This window comes from Orenia metallireducens (assembly GCF_001693735.1).
In the GTDB taxonomy this organism is placed as follows: domain Bacteria; phylum Bacillota; class Halanaerobiia; order Halobacteroidales; family Halobacteroidaceae; genus Orenia; species Orenia metallireducens.
Window position 1 is genome coordinate 432,020 of record NZ_LWDV01000010.1, and the last position, 16,202, is coordinate 448,221.

The window sequence follows — 16,202 nt, forward strand, 5'->3', positions numbered from 1 at the left end:
GAGTTTAAACTAAAGCTTAGTATAATAAATATTACAATAATTTTTCTAAATTGATAGTAGATAATTAATGTTTTTAAAACCGAAAAAAATTGCTGTTTGAACGAAGCAAATATTCTCAAGGAATAATAGTAACGGTGTAATCGTTGAAGTAGGACTCTTATATTTATTAATCTAAACAAATATTGATTGTGGAGTGAGTGGGCTTTGCCACGGAGGGTTCTAAGGATGAACCCATAGGTACATTTTTTTCTAGACCTTTTAGTTTCTTTTGGGGCAATGCCAAAAGAAACTCGCCCTTAGACGAAACCTAAGATTTGGCTTGCTTTTCAAAAGTAAAAATATCGCAATATACTCATATTATAAAACCTAAAACAATTTATTTATAGTCTATATCAAAAGAGGAAACGGTACATACCGTTCCCTCCAAATAATCTATTCTATTACATTAAAATCCCCGCAATTGTAGCTGTCATATACGTTGCTAAGGAACCCGCCACTAATGATCTTACACCCAATTGTGCCAACTCTCCTCTTCTTTCTGGAGCTAAGCTTCCTAATCCACCGATTTGGATAGCGATCGATGAGAAGTTAGAAAATCCACATAATGCAAAGGTAGCAATTAATTCAGCTTTGTGGGATAATAATCCTTCTTTAATCATTTCAGCCAATTGAGTATAAGCTACAAACTCATTTAATGCCATCTTCTGTCCTAATAAGCTTCCTACTTCAGTAATTTCAGCCATAGGAACACCCATTACTAAGGATAATGGTGCAAAGATATAACCTAAGATCTGCTCTAGACTTGTACCAAGATAGCTTAATGGATAGTTAATTAAGGCAATAATTGATACAAAAGCAAGTAACATAGCAGCTACATTCAATGCTAATTTCAAACCTTCACTTGCTCCTTCAGCAGCAGCATCAATTATGTTAGCATTATTTACTTCAATATCTACCTTCATCTCTCCAGAAGTAACTGATTCTTTTGTCTCTGGTACAACAATCTTAGCCATCATCAAAGCAGCTGGAGCTGACATGATACTAGCAGCCAATAGATATCCAGCATCAATTCCCATTCCAATATATCCTGCCATTACACCACCAGCTACAGTAGCCATACCACCTGACATTAACGCCATCAACTCAGAACGGGTCATATTTGGTACGAATCTCTTAACGACCAATGGAGCCTCTGTCTGCCCAACGAAGACATTTGCTGCTGCAGATAATGATTCTGCACCACTTAAGTTCATTACCTTCTTCATAACCTTAGCCATAAATTCTACTACCCTTTGGATAGCTCCTAGGTAGTATAATACAGACATAAGTGATGAGAAGAAGATAATTGTAGGGATAACAGAGAGTGCAAAACTAAAACCTGTGCTCATTAAAGAGCCAAATAAGAATTCAGCACCCTTGGTCGAAAATCCTAGAATTGTAGCAATAAAATCACTTAACTTTTGGAAAACTACCTTCCCGATAGGTAACTTGAGAATTGTAAAAGCAAATGCCAATTGTAATAATAGACCACCAATTACTGGACGTATATCAATCTTCTTTCTATCTTCAGAAATCAGATAAGCGATCCCAATTAGAACAAACATACCAACTACACCAATTAACCTTGACATATTAATAGCCTCCTTAGTTTATATTTAAATAGTAAATTAGAGGCTTATTAATAGTTATTGATTATTAGACGCCAGCTTATAAGTCTAATCTTTAGCTAAGATGATATAGCCACTACAATAACTATTATCTTATTAGACGTCTAACCTCTTAAGCCATACCTTTACATCAAAGTAAAATCTCCTTAGTCTTAATCTATACTCTTATAATATTATTTTTTAATTTACTAAAATAAACTTTTACTTAATACTAAACCTAAATAGACACCTACAACACCCATAACTCCTGCTAAATTAGGCGGAGCTGGTGCAGGTAACTTTAAGAAAGAGAATAAAGCTCCTACTAACACTCCACATAATGTAGAGATTAGAACTTGATTCATTGTGTTGCCTCCCTCTTATTTGGTTTCCCTCTCCCACCCACTTACTTAAACAAGCAAGTTAAAATAAAAAACTTACCTATAACAACTTAATTATTAAAAAATGATAAAGGTAAGTCGTCTGACATCTTACAATATAAGTTTAATATATTCAATTAACTTTGTCAAGAATTTTGAAAAATTAATAAATAAAAGGTGATATCCTAGGATATCACCTTTTATTTATTATGTTATTTAATTTTAGTAATCACTTGTTCCTATGCTACCAGTTACAATGGCAACTCCAGAGCTAGCTCCAATTCTAGTTGCTCCTGCTTCAATCATCTTCAAAGCATCATCTTTGCTTCTTATTCCACCAGATGCTTTAACTCCCATATCTGGACCAACAGTCTCTTTCATTAATTTGATATCTTCTACAGTTGCTCCAGCAGTTCCAAATCCAGTAGACGTCTTAACAAAATCTGCTCCTACCTCTTTAGCTATTTGACAAGCTTTGACCTTCTCTTCTTTAGTTAAATAACAAGTTTCAATAATTACTTTAACTATTGCATTTCCTTTAGCAGCCTCTACAACTGCTTTAATATCGTCCTTGACAATATCCCATGCACCTGATTTAATCGCACCAATATTGATTACCATATCAATTTCATCAGCACCATTTTTGATTGCATTTCTAGTCTCAAAAATCTTAGTCTCTGTTGTAGTCTCACCTAATGGGAAGCCAATTACTGTACAAACCTTTACTTTACTGCCTTTTAATTCTTTATTAACTAAAGAAACAAAAGAAGGATTAACACAAACGGAAGCAAACCCATATTCTAAAGCCTCTTGGCATCTTAATTTAACATCTTTATCTAAGGCATCAGCATTCAATATAGTATGGTCAATCATAGCTGCTAACTCTTTATTATCCATTTCTTCTCCCCCTATATATATTGTATGACGTCTGACAATTAAATAATATCATACTAATAGTTATTTTTCAATGTATTTTATCTTCAATATATCCAAATTGGATATATTGAAACTTATCATTTAATATGTATAAAACAAAACTTTTACTTTAAGACTGTCAACTAAAAAATTTCGAGCTGTCCTTCTATTAGATTAGCCTATCCACTAGCACAATAAGTAATCAGAAATAAGTTACTTGTTACTTGTCGCTCATCGCTCGTCACTACATCTCACTCTCTAAAAGCATTCTCATTAAATCCTTCTCCCAACACCTCATGAACTTCAGTAATAATTACAAATGCATTCTTATCGATATTATGTACCAATCTCTTTAAATCAGAGACCTCTGAACGGCTGATAATACAGAGTAAGACATCCTTATTATGCTCAGTAAAACCACCCTTTCCCTTTAAAATGGTAACTCCACGGTCCATCTTCTCCAAAATATTCTTTCTAATCTCTTCTGAATAGTCTGAGATAATAAAAGTACCCTTAGAAATCTTTAATCCTTCTTGTACTATATCAATTGCTTTACCAGTAATCATCATAGCAATAAAGGCATAAAGAGCAATTTCTGCATTAAAAACTATTCCTGCTAGCGCAATAACACAGAAGTCTATAATCATTAAGCTTTTACCTACACTAATTCCAGTAAATTTATTGATCAATTGGGCTACTAAATCAGTTCCTCCAGTAGTCCCTTTAGACCTAAATACCAGTCCAAGACCCAAACCACTTACTCCCCCACCATAAATGGATGCCAATAAGGGATCATGGGTTAAGACTGGTAGGTAAGGGTTCAACAAATCTATCCCAAAAGAGAGTAGAAAGATTCCATAAAGGGTTCTAATCCCAAATTTAGCCCCCATCTCCTTAACCCCTATGATAAAGAGGGGAATATTGATAGCCAAACTGACCATCCCTACAGGCAAACCAAAGAGGTAATAGATAACTGTAGAGAGTCCACTTACCCCTCCAGCTGCAATCTTATTAGGAATTAAGAACATTACTAGCCCTGCTGCTGTAATTATTGACCCGATTGTAATCCAAAAATAATCATATATCGTCTGTTTTCTCATCATCAACACCCTTACTTACTTTAACTTATTTAATTTTTTAAGCTTCTCTTGCAATACTTCATAGATAAATTGGGGTAATGCCGACATTCTAGCCAACCTTTTAGGCTCCTGTAATAATCTATATAGCCATTCTAAGTGAAAATTCTGCATCACCTTTGGAGCACGCTTTTTTTTACCAGCTAAGATATCAAAGGTACCTCCAACTCCAATACCCACTGGAACCTTTAAATTGGCTAGATGTTTGTACAACCACTTCTCCTGTAAAGGAACGCCCATACCTACTAAGAGTATATCCACTCTATTATTTTCTAACTCCTCTAAGACTTTAGTTTCTGATTCTCTATCTAAATAACCATGATGGGTTCTAATATTTAAGTTGGGATACTTCTCTTTAACCTTGGTTTTAGCCTCTTGAGCTACTTTTGGTGCACCACCTAAGAAGTAAAAATTATAGCCTACTTTACTTCCAATCTCTAGTAAATCCTTTACCAAATCAATCCCAGTAACCCTTTCTGCTAAAGGGTCTCCTAATAGCTTAGAAGCCAACACTACCCCAGTTCCATCAGGAATAACCAAATCAGCAGAGTTGAGAATCCTTTTTAACTCTTCATCTTGGTGTGCTCTAACAATCATCTCGGCATTAGGAGTAACTATTATATGGCTATTCTGAGAATCTATAAAGGATTTGACTCTATTTAGTGCCTCCTTTTGAGCAACTCTGTCTACCAATACTCCTAAAATATCTACTCTATCTCTCATGAATTATCACCTAGAATCCCTAATGATAGTTCTATATTCTGTCGTGCTAGTCCTTCTAAATTATTAATTTTTTTCTTTATTACCCTCTGTAATTCTTCCTTTCTACTCCAAATTCCGATTATTTCACCTATGACTTCGGAGATATCTAAATTATCAATCTTAGCTAATGCTGATAATTCCAATCTGTTGAGAAAACTATCGATTTTAGGATCATATGAGATTCCAATAAGGGGAACTCTATTTAAAGCAGCAAAGATTAATGAATGTAACCTTACACCTAATAACATATCAACCTCTCCTATCAGTCCTAATACCTCTTGAGGAGTATAACTATTAGTAATTATCTCTGTTTTATTCTTCATTAACTCAGCCACCCTTCTGCTAACCTCTACATCAACAGGATAATGGAAGGGAATAAACAAAATATTAATATCCAATCTCTCCTTTAATCCATCTAAAATTTCAGCCATCTGCTTTAAATAGCTATTATCCTGCCATGGTCTTAATGAAATACCAAGTATATTCTCTTTAGCCTTAATTCCTTCTATCTTAAGGATATCTTTTACTCGCTCTTGATTTGATTTTGGAAGAGCAAAGACAGGGTCAGCTGTTAAATGTATATCTTCTCTTATCCCTATCTCCTCTAACAATTCTTTAGACTCTACATCTCGTACAGTGATTAAATTGACTCTATTTAAAATAGCTTTAACTAAACGGCGATTGAAAATATTATTAATCGGACCAACACCTTGAGCACAGAAGAAGACTGGAACTTTAAAGATTTTAGCTAAGAGGATAACCCCTAAATAATAGGGAATGGTTTTATTACTGGTTACATCCTGCAACAAACTACCCCCACCACTAATCAATAAATCTGCACCTTTAAGATAACGAATTAACCCTGTACTGCTTGTCCTACTGATAGCCTTAACCCCATGTACTGACCTTGTCCACTCTGGATTTGATGAAAGTACGATAATCTCGATATCAGCTCTACTGTTCTTAAAATTATCAATTAAAGCCGCTAAAATAGCCTCATCGCCTGCATTCTTAAATCCATAATATCCAGATAAGATTATTCTTTTCATTGGCTCACTTCCCTTTGTGAGTTGATAGTGTATAGTTGATAGTTAAGTTCAAAACCTAACACCTCATCCCCGACCCTTCTCCTAAGATTAAGAGAAGGGAGACACAGTTCCCCCTCTCATTATTAAGGAGAGGGGGCTAGGGGGTGAGGTGTAAAAGTGTCCTACTATACTCATTAAACTATAGCTTCAAATCAAACTAAAATAAAGACTTACCCCTATATCTTGAGATTAATTTGACTATGCCAATCAAACCTCCCCCAATAACTCCTCCTAATCCCACTCCAATCAATACCCTAATCAAAGAGATAATAAAAGGAGTGTGAAGGTGGGAGAAGGTATTCAAAATAGTAATCTGTCCAATCAATCCTAATAATAGCAACCATAAATATTGTTGCTCTTTAAAGGATAGATAAATGCCCAAAATCAACAAGGGGTGTCCCAGTAAAAAACTCTTAAACCTAGGTCTGATCACCAAGATATCTTCTAATAAAGCTCTAAGTTGCAACTCTAACCCAGTCACTGGGATTATTGGATTATTACCAGTTCTAATCAAGTAAATAATTCCTCCAATTATTAAGGTAGAAATTATAATTACATCCTGTATACTTATCTTTCTTGTAAGTAACTTGTTTATATCCTTCTTTAAATCCCCTAAGCTACCATATTCAAAATATAAATAATAGACTGTACTCAAAATTAAAGGAAGTAAAAAAGCCAATTTTATCCCTCTAAATTGTGAAACCTGTAATAGATACTCCCTATCTGCTAACAGCCCTTCTATCAAAACTCCTCCACACAGAGTTATTGTAATCCCCTGTATAAAGAGGTTATAGGTATTAATTAAAGTATTATTACCTTTAATTGAATTTACTAGATAAATAAAAGTAATTAGTGGAAAGATAATTGCAGATTTTAAAGCCATCAGTTCCAAGATCAACTGAGAATTAAAAGAATAAAGTGTAACTAAAACTAATGTTCCCAAACCAAAGCAGAGATAAGCCAACTTTGGACTCCATAAAGTTAATACTAGGCTGATTATAGCTATTATAGATACTGCAACAATCAGCTTTAACCCTTCGTTATTATTCATATGTCTAAAGGGCTTTGCTGTTTCTAAGTGGTAACCAAATTTATGCAGTTTTTCTGCTAATACTTTGATAAATTTGATGGTATCTTCTCTTTCATCAAAGGGCTTTAAATATAGAACTCTGACATTCCTCTCATAAACTGCCTTGAAGTAACGGTCAGTAGTCTTCTCTACACCCAACTTTGCTAATTCCTCTTGCTGTAAACTGTGTACCCTAACAGCATTTAGATTAATCCTTCTAGCCAACTGATTTGCACCTAACTGATAAGCAATAAAAGGTTCAATTACACCTAAAGTCATCCCATTCTCCTTTAAAGCTTTAGCTGTCTCTTTAATCTCTTCTGGATACCCAACTACATTATCTCCACTGAAGATTACCTTTTCAAAATCAGGCAATCTATTAATCATCTCTCGAAAATCTTTAACTGAATTATTAGCAGCTACACGAGGGACTAGATTAAATCTTAACCCCTTTAGCTTAGCCATTACTTCAGTATCAAAATAAAGGGGAGTATCTAAATACTTATCTTCCCAATCAGAGATTACTAAAAAATCACCACTCTGCTCAACTCTACCTTCCCCTAACTTCATAACTAATAGGTCTTTAAGCCTTAATAACAGTTTATTGTCTCCCGTAATATATAAATTATCTATATCAAAATCTTTATCTTGAGATATAAATTTACTAAGAAAATTAAGCTCTCTACCTGAATAATAGGTTATTCTATTCTTAGTATCCAAAGTCCTTAAACTTTCTTGTTCAAATGCTACTGAATTAACTCCCAACTCTTTAAGCTTGATCAATAAATCAACCTGTTCTTTCTCTGCTAATAAGCTATAATCCATCACTAATTCTACATCTCTATTAGTACTCTCCACTTGATGCCTCTTAGTAATTAAAAATATAGCAAAAAGTAACCCAACTATGACAATTAAACTTAGGAACCTCTTCATTAGAATCCCCCATTTGTGTATGATAAATAAAAAAACTCATCCTTATAATTAGGATGAGAATCTTTAAGGTTAATTATTCTAATTGAAGTTATTAAAGAATAGCTCAAATAATTTTTAGCCACGAATCTACATAAATCTTCATAAATAAAGAGATTAGCAACTCTAAAAATAAATTTAAAACGCATTTTTGCCACAGATATACACGGATTTTCACAAATTAAAATCAAATGATTATCTTTTTAATTAATTTTTTACAGCCCAAGACTACTTCTTCAGTCAATAAAATAATCTCCTTTAGGGTGCCGTGGCTAATCATTTAATTTTTTTCGCTTTTAAACCTTTCAACAGTATCAAAATATATCCAACTTTAAATCTTAATATTCATCTAAATGATTAAACTCTGCATCTTCAATCCAATTTAGAGGTCTCTCTAGATGCTCTACAATATTATCCATAATAATTTCATGGCGTTTCTCTTCTTTTGCTAATTTTAAAAAGGCTTCTTTAATCTTAGAAATATCAACTTTTTCAGCTTTCTCTTTGTAGAAGTTGTAGCTGCTTCGTTCCATCTCTACAGCCTTTCTATAAAGGTTAACATCCTCTTGAACTGGCTTCTCACTATTGACAGAAATATTCTTAGCTATCTCTTTAAAGACCTCTTTAGCTTTAGGCAAGATATCAGACTCTATCTTAGCAACTTCCTCTTCTTGTTTTAATTTCTTAACAATCTCTTCATGTCTTCTCTCTTCTTTAGCCAAATAATTAAAGATTCTCTTTAAATTGCTATCTCTTGTCTGCTCAGCACATTCTTCATAATAGTCCTTATTCTCTCTCTCAAAATCAAGGGCAAAGTCATAGATATTCATTAAAAAACACCTCTCTAATTATTATTAAGAAGCCTATCCCAAAGGAATAGGCTTCAGATTATTTATAGAAATTAACCTTGCATGAACATTTCAATATCTTCTGCTACTTCAGTAATTCCTCCGATACCAAAGTTCTCAACTAAGACATTGGCTACATTCTCTGATAAGAATGCTGGTAATGTCGGTCCTAAGTGGATATTCTTAACCCCTAGGTATAATAGAGCTAATAATACAATTACAGCCTTCTGTTCATACCAAGCGATATTATATGAGATAGGTAGTTCATTGATATCATCTAGCTCAAATACCTCTTGTAGCTTCATTGCAATCACTGCTAAGGAGTAAGAGTCATTACATTGTCCTGCATCCAACACTCTAGGAATTCCTCCAATATCACCTAAGTCAAGCTTATTATACCTATACTTAGCACAGCCTGCTGTTAGAATTATTGTATCCTCTGGTAACTCTCTAGCAAATTCAGTATAGTAATCTCTACTATTCATTCTTCCATCACAACCAGCCATTACAAAGAATCGTTTAATAGCACCAGATTTAACTGCATCTACAACCTTATCAGCTAATGCTAATACCTGATTATGGGCAAATCCACCTACAATCTTTCCATTTTCAATCTCTTGAGGTGCATCACATTTTTTAGCTAACTCAATAATTTCAGTGAAATCTTTCTTTCCATTCTCATCAGCTTCGATATGAGTTGCTCCATCTAGTCCAGCAGCACCTGTTGTAAAGATTTTATCTTTATAACTAGCATTACCTTTTGGTGGCACTATACAGTTAGTTGTAAATAAAATTGGTCCATTGAAGTTCTCAAACTCTTCTTTCTGCTTCCACCATGCATTACCATAGTTACCTACAAAGTGCTCATATTTCTTAAATGCTGGATAATAGTGAGCTGGTAACATCTCAGAGTGAGTATAAACATCTACTCCAGTTCCTTCTGTCTGCTCTAGTAACTGCTCTATATCCTTTAAGTCATGACCACTAATTAGGATAGCTGGATTATTTCTAGTTCCGATATTTACTTCTGTAATTTCTGGGTTACCATAAGTCTCTGTATTAGCTTTATCTAGTTGAGCCATACCTTCTACACCAAACTTACCAGTCTCTAAAGTCAATGCTACTAAATCATCAGCTGTCAAACTATCATCAGTGATTGCAGCCAATGCCTTTTGCATAAAGTCATAAATCTCTTGGTTTTCATATCCTAGATTATAAGCATGCTCTGTATAAGCAGCCAATCCTTTAACACCATAAGTAATCAGTTCTCTTAAAGACCTTACATCTTCATTATCTGTCTGTAAGACTCCAACCTCTTTAGCCTTAGCTGAAAACTCTTCTTCTGTTCCTGTCCAAGTAGCTCCTTCATATAGGTCAGCAAACTCTGCACCTGCTGCTTCAGCTTTAGCCTTAATCTCATCTCTTAACTCTAAAGCCTCTTTAATCTGCTCTACAAAAGCATCATTATCGAAGTTGGCATTAGTAATTGTCATAAATAAGCTTTCCATTACAAAGGTATCTACCTGTGGAGTTTCAACTCCAAGTTCTTTAGCCTTTGTACTATAAACTGAAATTCCTTTAAGCAAATAGATTAACAAATCTTGTAGGTTTGCTGTAGTATCAGTCTTACCACAGACACCTCTGACTGTACAACCTTTTCCTCCTGATGCTTCTTGACATTGATAACAGAACATTGACATTAAAAATCCCTCCTATAAGTTAATTATATTTAGTCTTCCAGCTTAATACATAAAACTGGACAATTGTTCACACAAGCCTCACAAGCAATACAACTATCTGGATTAACAACATTAGATACATCTTCAACCTTAAAAACGTTAGGATCTGCAGGGCAAACCCCTTCACAGACTCCACAAGCAATACACTCTTCTTTATCAACTACAGGATAAGACATTCTATCTCCTCCTTATGTATAAAGATAATCTAAATTCCACTCTTCTTAATCCTATTATAACTCTATTAAATATAGACTTATATGATATAACTCACATTTAGCGTGATAATTTACCAAAAATAATGATTATCTGTTTACTCATCTATTAAGCTATTATATAATTAACTTTACAGAATATATATGGGGAGGTAATTAAGATTATTATAAAGAAGTCTATTCAAGAGTTCAGCCAATTACTTGCTAGTACAGAAGAGCCTATTCCAGCTGGAGGATCAACGATTGCTACTACTGCCCTATTAGGAGTATCTTTACTTCAATTAGTCTCTAAGGTCAGCAGTCTATCGATCGATTTAGAAGAATTAGAGAAGAATCTTCTTAAAAGTATAGATGCAGATGTTCAAGCCTTTAAGCTCAATCAGCAGAAACAATTTAAAGACAAAGAGAGTTTAAAAGAGATAATAAATACCCCTTTAGAGATAGCTAAAAATTCAGCATTAGCCCTTGAACTAGCAACTGAAATCAGAGCTAATGTCAAAAAAAGTGTCAAAGCAGACTATCAAGTTGCTATCTTCAATTTAAGAGCAAGTATTAAAGGAGCAATAGCTATTATCGAATCTAATTATCAATTCTTCACTACTGATGATTATATACAGCAGATAAAAGAAGAGATTGAAGAACTAAATAAATTGTTAAAATAAAAATAGTAGCTGAGATCAGCTACTATTTTTAAAATATATTTAAAAACAAACAAGGGAGTCTAGAATTGCTAACTATGTTAAGTAATATCTAAAAATAGAATTTATAAACTTAAGCAATATATTCTATTACTTCTTTATTAAATAATACCTCTGATAAATTTCTAAGTAATATTATAATCACTCTATCTTGTAATTAAATCACCAAATTAATTATAATATAGATTATACAAAATTAGTATGATATAGGTCACATTAATAATTTATACAAGGTCTTCTTACTCTTTATCCTACTATTGATTTCTTAGTCCACTTTCTACTATGCCATCTAGCTAACATATAGATTCCTCTAATCCATTCATCACAGGTCATTCCAATCCAAATACCAGGAAGTCCATAGCCCAGGACTACTCCAAAAAAGTACCCACCTAAGACTGCAACTCCCCAAGTAGAGATAATTGCCATTACTACAGGAAATATACCATCTCCTGCCCCTCTTAAACTATTAATAAGTACAACATTAAAGTTTCTTCTTGGTTCTAGAAAGGCACCTATCATCAAAACTGATATACCTAATAGTATAATTTGAGAGTTGTCTGTATAAACTCCCATGAGATATCTTCCGAAAAAGAAGATAAATATACTACTTACTTCTGTAAAGACCATAGAAATTTTAAAATTCTTAATTCTAGTCTCATAAGCCTGCTCTATTTCATTTGCCCCAACATTTTCTGTGCTACTAGTACTGCTTCCCTGCCGAAATTATTGCAAATATCAAATTTAGATTAGCAATTATCTGATTAGATGCAACTACAGCACCAGCAGCCCTATCATTAAATTGACTTAACATAAAGATATCTTAGCATAAATAATAGAATTTCAACAAAAATAGGTCCTGCCAGTTGATAAAAATTTTTTCTCTTCTCCATATTATCCCTTCTATCTTATAGTTTATTATCTTCTTATAATTAATTTTTCGAAGTTACTTATATTTGTTATATTAAAATTAAAATTTCAGTAAATCTTATTAATTAGAAGTAATCTTTATCAACAAACAAATTTCAAAAGTATATTATAGAGGTTTAAGCGAAACTCTTAGTTACAAATTATATTATATAGGAATTGTTTCAAACCTTCACTCGATCGTCTATAGTAATCCAACTTTATAATAATATTTAACTAAAGTAAAGTTGTATTACAGTAACTAGTGAACAGTTACAAGTAACTAGCATACTTCTCTTTCTCGCCACTGTTCACTTATCACCTATTCTAATCTTCTACCTATTTTCTCCCAAAATCTTTAAGCTATCCTCCTCTAAATTGACCTGTTGAATCTCAACGGGAAAGGGTAGATCAGCAAAATCAATCTCAAATTGTAACTTATCCTTAATCTGTTCAATCAAACTTTTAGGGATAATAATATTTTCTACTGCTAATTCATCAGAATTGAAGACAATAGTATCTTTATCTTTAACTACAAAATTACCTGCTAGTTGAATATTGACATTGGCATTAAAAAATTGTATATCCCCAGTCATCATCACTTTATTCTTTAAAAGCTCCATCTTAAATTTATCAAATATATTCAGTTCCTCTCTACTAACAAGATATTGGTTCAACGCTTTTTCTAATACCTTCAAATTGAGATAAGTATTTTTCCCTTCTGTTACCTGCCATTGACCCTCTATCTTCTTAACCTTTAAATCCTTAAATTCCCCTTCAAATTTATTGATTGGTAATGAATCTATAATAAGATTATCTGCACTAATCTCCAAATTATCTACTCTACCTATCAATAACTCTATAGCAGGAAAAGAATCAATATCTACCTCTAATCTATCACTCTTATCAACTTCTTCTCTTAAAGTACTACTCAATCTTTGAGAAATTGATTCTGGTAAGTAAAATTGCATAAATGCCAATATTAATAGAATAAAAATAATCAAGAGCACCTTAAAATTTCTCATATTTTCACCCCCAGCTGTATATTGGATTAAAAATTTCTTAATCTATAATATTATCAATATCAGTTAATTTAAAATAAAAATGTCAACACCACTCCCGTCCCTAATCCTACTATTATTCCTAAAGTTGCATCTAAACCATAATCAAAATTATAAGAACTAGGTATCAATTCAAATAAGGTCAGATATAACATCCCTCCCCCTGCAAATCCTAAAGTAACCGATAAGAATTCTGGAGAGATATAACCTATCAAGGACCCACAAAAAGCACCAATTCCCATTGGTATCCCAGGTAGTAGTGTGGCTATCAAGATTCTGATAGGGCTCCACCCACCTACATTCATTGGAGTTGCCATCGATAAACCTTCAGGAAAGTTATGAAATGCCATAACTATTGCCAACCCAAAACCCAACTCTGCTGTAGCAATATAACCTGCTCCAATAGCTAAGCCTTCTGGAAAATTATGCATAGAGATACCTAAACCCAGCAATACCCCTGTATGAATATACTCTTCTCCTTTTATATACTTTCTAAAAAATTTACTGGTTATACTCAATAGGATAAATCCTAGTAACAATCCACTAATTGCATAGGCTAAACTACTATGATGAATAGACTCAGGGACTAAATCAACCATTACAATAGCTAACATAATCCCCCCTGCAATTCCTAATAAGAAACTAACCGATTTATTAGTGGGCTTTCTCCAAAAAAAAGTAACAATCCCTCCCAAACCCGTTCCCAACATCCCTGCTAATAGACCAATGGCTGTTGTTATAATAATTGAACTCACCTTATCACCTCACCTCAAAGAATCAATAAATATACTCGTAAACCAAATTGATAAATACTTTATATACTTTTATGTGAGATGAATAATAGTTATACTTAGCTAGCAAGCAGATTAGAGTTGATTTAAAAAACCCTATTTAGATGTAACGTTACATCTAAATAGGGTTTTTTTTATTCTATTCAGCTATCTCTTTCCATTTATCCCCTCTAACTTCTTGATTATCTTCTACCAACTCTATAAATTGACTAACAAGCTCAGGATCATACTTAATTCCTGCTCCTTCTTGTAATACTCTAATTGCTTCTTCTTTAGAGACTGCTTGCCTATAAGGCCTACCATTAATCATTATATCATAAGCATCAATAATTCTTAGAACCCTTGATAGCAATGGTATCTCCTTTCCCTTTAATCCTATCGGATACCCACTACCATCCCAATTCTCATGATGATAAAGAATCAGTTCAGAAATTGGATTTAAAATTTTAAAGTTCTTAGCTATATTATAACCAGCTTCAATATGCTTGTCTAATTCATCTAAATCTTCTCTATTTAACTCACCTCTCTTGTGCAAAATTCCCGATGAAACTGTCAATCTACCTATATCATGAAACTCCGCTAGTAAAAATAACTTATTAGTTAAATTCTCAGATAATCCCAACTTATTAGCAAACTTAAGAGAAAGCTCTCTAACTCTAATAAGATGTTCTTCTTCCTCATATCCGTTATTTAAAAATCGTTCTATCAAGGACGCTAAAATAGGGTTATTAATATTGTTCTTCTCTTCTGATTTTCGCTTATACATCATATTCTCAGCCTTATTAAATACATCTTCAATTTTATCTGAAAAACTATATTTAGTAGCCGTTCCTAAAGCAACATTTGGAGGAAAAGGTGCTAAATCTAATTCCAAACAGTTTCTCTGAATTCTTTCAATAATTACTTTAGCCTCTGCCTCACTAGTATTAGGAAGAAAAGCGCAGAATTCATCTCCTCCCCAACGAATAACTATATCATGACCTCTAATAGATTCTTTTAAAATTCTAGCTGATGTCTTTAAAAGCTTATCTCCTGCTTCATGACCAAAGACATCATTGGCTAGCTTTAAACCATTTAAATCAGCCACAATTATACTTAATGGAAAGTTCTCTTCTCTATCTAACTTAGGTAGAATGTATTCATAATATCCTCTATTATATGCCCCAGTTAAGGAATCATAATAAGTCATATTCCTAATCTTTTCTTCTGTCATCTTATGAGCTGTAATATCAGAGGCAGAACAGATAAGGTACTCTATTTTTCCTTGATTATCTAACTTTGGAGTTCTAGTTACAGCTAATATCCTATCTTGACCATTCTTATCTTTAAATATTTCCTCTGTATAAATCTCTACCTTCTCTCTAAACACTCTCCTATTATGATTAATAGACCTCTTAGCTTCCTCTTTAGTATAAATATTATAAATATTAGAATCTTCTATTTCTTCTTTACTCTTGCCTATAAATTCTGCATGAGCTTTATTTACTAAACCGTAAGTTTCTTTATCCTTAAAGGTCCAAACATGTATCTTTATATCCTCTAACAAAACATTTTGACCTTTTAATTTTTTAATTAAATCTTCTTTATCTTTTGAAGTTTCTCTATAAGATTTATAAAACTTAATTAAAAATAAGGATAATACTAGATTAATCATAAACATCAAATTTATCATAATGTTAAATAATCTCTCATTCTCTAAATAAAATCTATATATGTCACCTATTTGTGTACTTATATTATTCGAAAATAGTAGTTCTTCTATACTCTCTACACCCAACACAATTTCTCCAGAAAAAAAAGAGTGGTTTACCATCACAAATAAAAGAACAACTACAATCTCTATTATATATCTACTCATAGGTCACCTCATTTATAGTAAAAATACTTTTATTTTATTCTACTGAATATTATATCATATATTCTCTATAAACCCTATATTAATAGGTAGTATTAATTATTAATAATAACGATCTCTTATTAAATTG

General features: G+C 32.9%; 15 protein-coding genes. 1 reads left to right on the forward strand and 14 read right to left on the reverse strand.

Going from position 1 to position 16,202, the window contains the following annotated elements:
• Nucleotides 1–440 precede the first annotated feature (440 nt).
• The 10 genes from U472_RS14080 to U472_RS14125 all read right to left on the reverse strand — a co-directional run bounded on the left by U472_RS14080 (nucleotide 441) and on the right by U472_RS14125 (nucleotide 10,728).
• The gene (locus U472_RS14080; protein ID WP_068719383.1) at nucleotides 441–1,631 is read right to left on the reverse strand and encodes a NupC/NupG family nucleoside CNT transporter; all 1,191 of its coding nucleotides are present in this window, start codon (nucleotides 1,629–1,631) and stop codon (nucleotides 441–443) included.
• A gap of 224 nt (nucleotides 1,632–1,855) precedes the next feature.
• On the reverse strand, nucleotides 1,856–2,011 hold the full coding sequence (locus tag U472_RS14085; RefSeq protein ID WP_068719384.1) for a XapX domain-containing protein: 156 nt from the start codon (nucleotides 2,009–2,011) through the stop codon (nucleotides 1,856–1,858).
• 237 nt (nucleotides 2,012–2,248) lie between these two features.
• Complete coding sequence (deoC, locus tag U472_RS14090) at nucleotides 2,249–2,923, reverse strand: deoxyribose-phosphate aldolase (RefSeq protein WP_068719385.1); 675 nt, start codon at nucleotides 2,921–2,923, stop codon at nucleotides 2,249–2,251.
• A 269-nt stretch (nucleotides 2,924–3,192) separates the two neighbouring features.
• Complete coding sequence (locus U472_RS14095) at nucleotides 3,193–4,041, reverse strand: YitT family protein (RefSeq protein WP_068719386.1); 849 nt, start codon at nucleotides 4,039–4,041, stop codon at nucleotides 3,193–3,195.
• A gap of 15 nt (nucleotides 4,042–4,056) precedes the next feature.
• Nucleotides 4,057–4,800, reverse strand: a complete 744-nt coding sequence (locus U472_RS14100) for a WecB/TagA/CpsF family glycosyltransferase (protein WP_068719387.1) — start codon at nucleotides 4,798–4,800, stop codon at nucleotides 4,057–4,059.
• Entirely contained in the window at nucleotides 4,797–5,888 is a 1,092-nt protein-coding gene (gene csaB, locus U472_RS14105; protein ID WP_068719388.1) for a polysaccharide pyruvyl transferase CsaB, read from the reverse strand. Before csaB ends, U472_RS14100 begins: the two co-directional genes overlap by 4 nt.
• A gap of 196 nt (nucleotides 5,889–6,084) precedes the next feature.
• A complete protein-coding gene (locus U472_RS14110) occupies nucleotides 6,085–7,929 on the reverse strand; it encodes a DUF5693 family protein (RefSeq protein ID WP_068719389.1) in 1,845 nt (614 codons plus the stop codon).
• Nucleotides 7,930–8,303: 374 nt separating this feature from the next.
• Nucleotides 8,304–8,795 carry a ferritin family protein gene (locus U472_RS14115; RefSeq protein ID WP_068719390.1) on the reverse strand — a complete coding sequence of 164 codons (492 nt, stop codon included), beginning with the start codon at nucleotides 8,793–8,795 and terminating at the stop codon, nucleotides 8,304–8,306.
• Nucleotides 8,796–8,866: 71 nt separating this feature from the next.
• On the reverse strand, nucleotides 8,867–10,513 hold the full coding sequence (hcp, locus tag U472_RS14120) for a hydroxylamine reductase (RefSeq protein ID WP_068719391.1): 1,647 nt from the start codon (nucleotides 10,511–10,513) through the stop codon (nucleotides 8,867–8,869).
• Nucleotides 10,514–10,542: 29 nt separating this feature from the next.
• Nucleotides 10,543–10,728 carry a DUF362 domain-containing protein gene (locus U472_RS14125; RefSeq protein WP_068719392.1) on the reverse strand — a complete coding sequence of 62 codons (186 nt, stop codon included), beginning with the start codon at nucleotides 10,726–10,728 and terminating at the stop codon, nucleotides 10,543–10,545.
• A gap of 215 nt (nucleotides 10,729–10,943) precedes the next feature.
• On the opposite strand from U472_RS14125, the gene U472_RS17765 reads away from it, so the two are divergent.
• Complete coding sequence (locus tag U472_RS17765) at nucleotides 10,944–11,426, forward strand: cyclodeaminase/cyclohydrolase family protein (protein ID WP_425415784.1); 483 nt, start codon at nucleotides 10,944–10,946, stop codon at nucleotides 11,424–11,426.
• A 282-nt stretch (nucleotides 11,427–11,708) separates the two neighbouring features.
• Here U472_RS17765 and U472_RS16420 read toward each other — a convergent pair whose 3' ends face one another.
• The 4 genes from U472_RS16420 to U472_RS14145 form a co-directional block, all read right to left on the reverse strand.
• Nucleotides 11,709–12,134, reverse strand: a complete 426-nt coding sequence (locus tag U472_RS16420) for an MATE family efflux transporter (RefSeq protein WP_245684831.1) — start codon at nucleotides 12,132–12,134, stop codon at nucleotides 11,709–11,711.
• Nucleotides 12,135–12,700: 566 nt separating this feature from the next.
• Complete coding sequence (locus tag U472_RS14135; protein ID WP_068719394.1) at nucleotides 12,701–13,390, reverse strand: LmeA family phospholipid-binding protein; 690 nt, start codon at nucleotides 13,388–13,390, stop codon at nucleotides 12,701–12,703.
• A gap of 68 nt (nucleotides 13,391–13,458) precedes the next feature.
• Complete coding sequence (locus tag U472_RS14140) at nucleotides 13,459–14,181, reverse strand: ZIP family metal transporter (protein WP_083189928.1); 723 nt, start codon at nucleotides 14,179–14,181, stop codon at nucleotides 13,459–13,461.
• 175 nt (nucleotides 14,182–14,356) lie between these two features.
• Nucleotides 14,357–16,075 carry an HD domain-containing phosphohydrolase gene (locus U472_RS14145; protein WP_068719395.1) on the reverse strand — a complete coding sequence of 573 codons (1,719 nt, stop codon included), beginning with the start codon at nucleotides 16,073–16,075 and terminating at the stop codon, nucleotides 14,357–14,359.
• Nucleotides 16,076–16,202: the final 127 nt, after the last annotated feature.

What these genes read in the sequence shown, in the direction of transcription:
- hcp (WP_068719391.1), bottom strand. Translation starts at nt 10,513, where the DNA reads ATGTCAATGTTCTGTTATCAATGTCAAGAAGCATCAGGAGGAAAAGGT.
- U472_RS14135 (WP_068719394.1), bottom strand. Translation starts at nt 13,390, where the DNA reads ATGAGAAATTTTAAGGTGCTCTTGATTATTTTTATTCTATTAATATTG.
- U472_RS14110 (WP_068719389.1), bottom strand. Translation starts at nt 7,929, where the DNA reads ATGAAGAGGTTCCTAAGTTTAATTGTCATAGTTGGGTTACTTTTTGCT.
- U472_RS14145 (WP_068719395.1), bottom strand. Translation starts at nt 16,075, where the DNA reads ATGAGTAGATATATAATAGAGATTGTAGTTGTTCTTTTATTTGTGATG.
- U472_RS14100 (WP_068719387.1), bottom strand. Translation starts at nt 4,800, where the DNA reads ATGAGAGATAGAGTAGATATTTTAGGAGTATTGGTAGACAGAGTTGCT.
- U472_RS14115 (WP_068719390.1), bottom strand. Translation starts at nt 8,795, where the DNA reads ATGAATATCTATGACTTTGCCCTTGATTTTGAGAGAGAGAATAAGGAC.
- deoC (WP_068719385.1), bottom strand. Translation starts at nt 2,923, where the DNA reads ATGGATAATAAAGAGTTAGCAGCTATGATTGACCATACTATATTGAAT.
- U472_RS14080 (WP_068719383.1), bottom strand. Translation starts at nt 1,631, where the DNA reads ATGTCAAGGTTAATTGGTGTAGTTGGTATGTTTGTTCTAATTGGGATC.
- U472_RS14125 (WP_068719392.1), bottom strand. Translation starts at nt 10,728, where the DNA reads ATGTCTTATCCTGTAGTTGATAAAGAAGAGTGTATTGCTTGTGGAGTC.
- U472_RS14095 (WP_068719386.1), bottom strand. Translation starts at nt 4,041, where the DNA reads ATGAGAAAACAGACGATATATGATTATTTTTGGATTACAATCGGGTCA.
- U472_RS14085 (WP_068719384.1), bottom strand. Translation starts at nt 2,011, where the DNA reads ATGAATCAAGTTCTAATCTCTACATTATGTGGAGTGTTAGTAGGAGCT.
- csaB (WP_068719388.1), bottom strand. Translation starts at nt 5,888, where the DNA reads ATGAAAAGAATAATCTTATCTGGATATTATGGATTTAAGAATGCAGGC.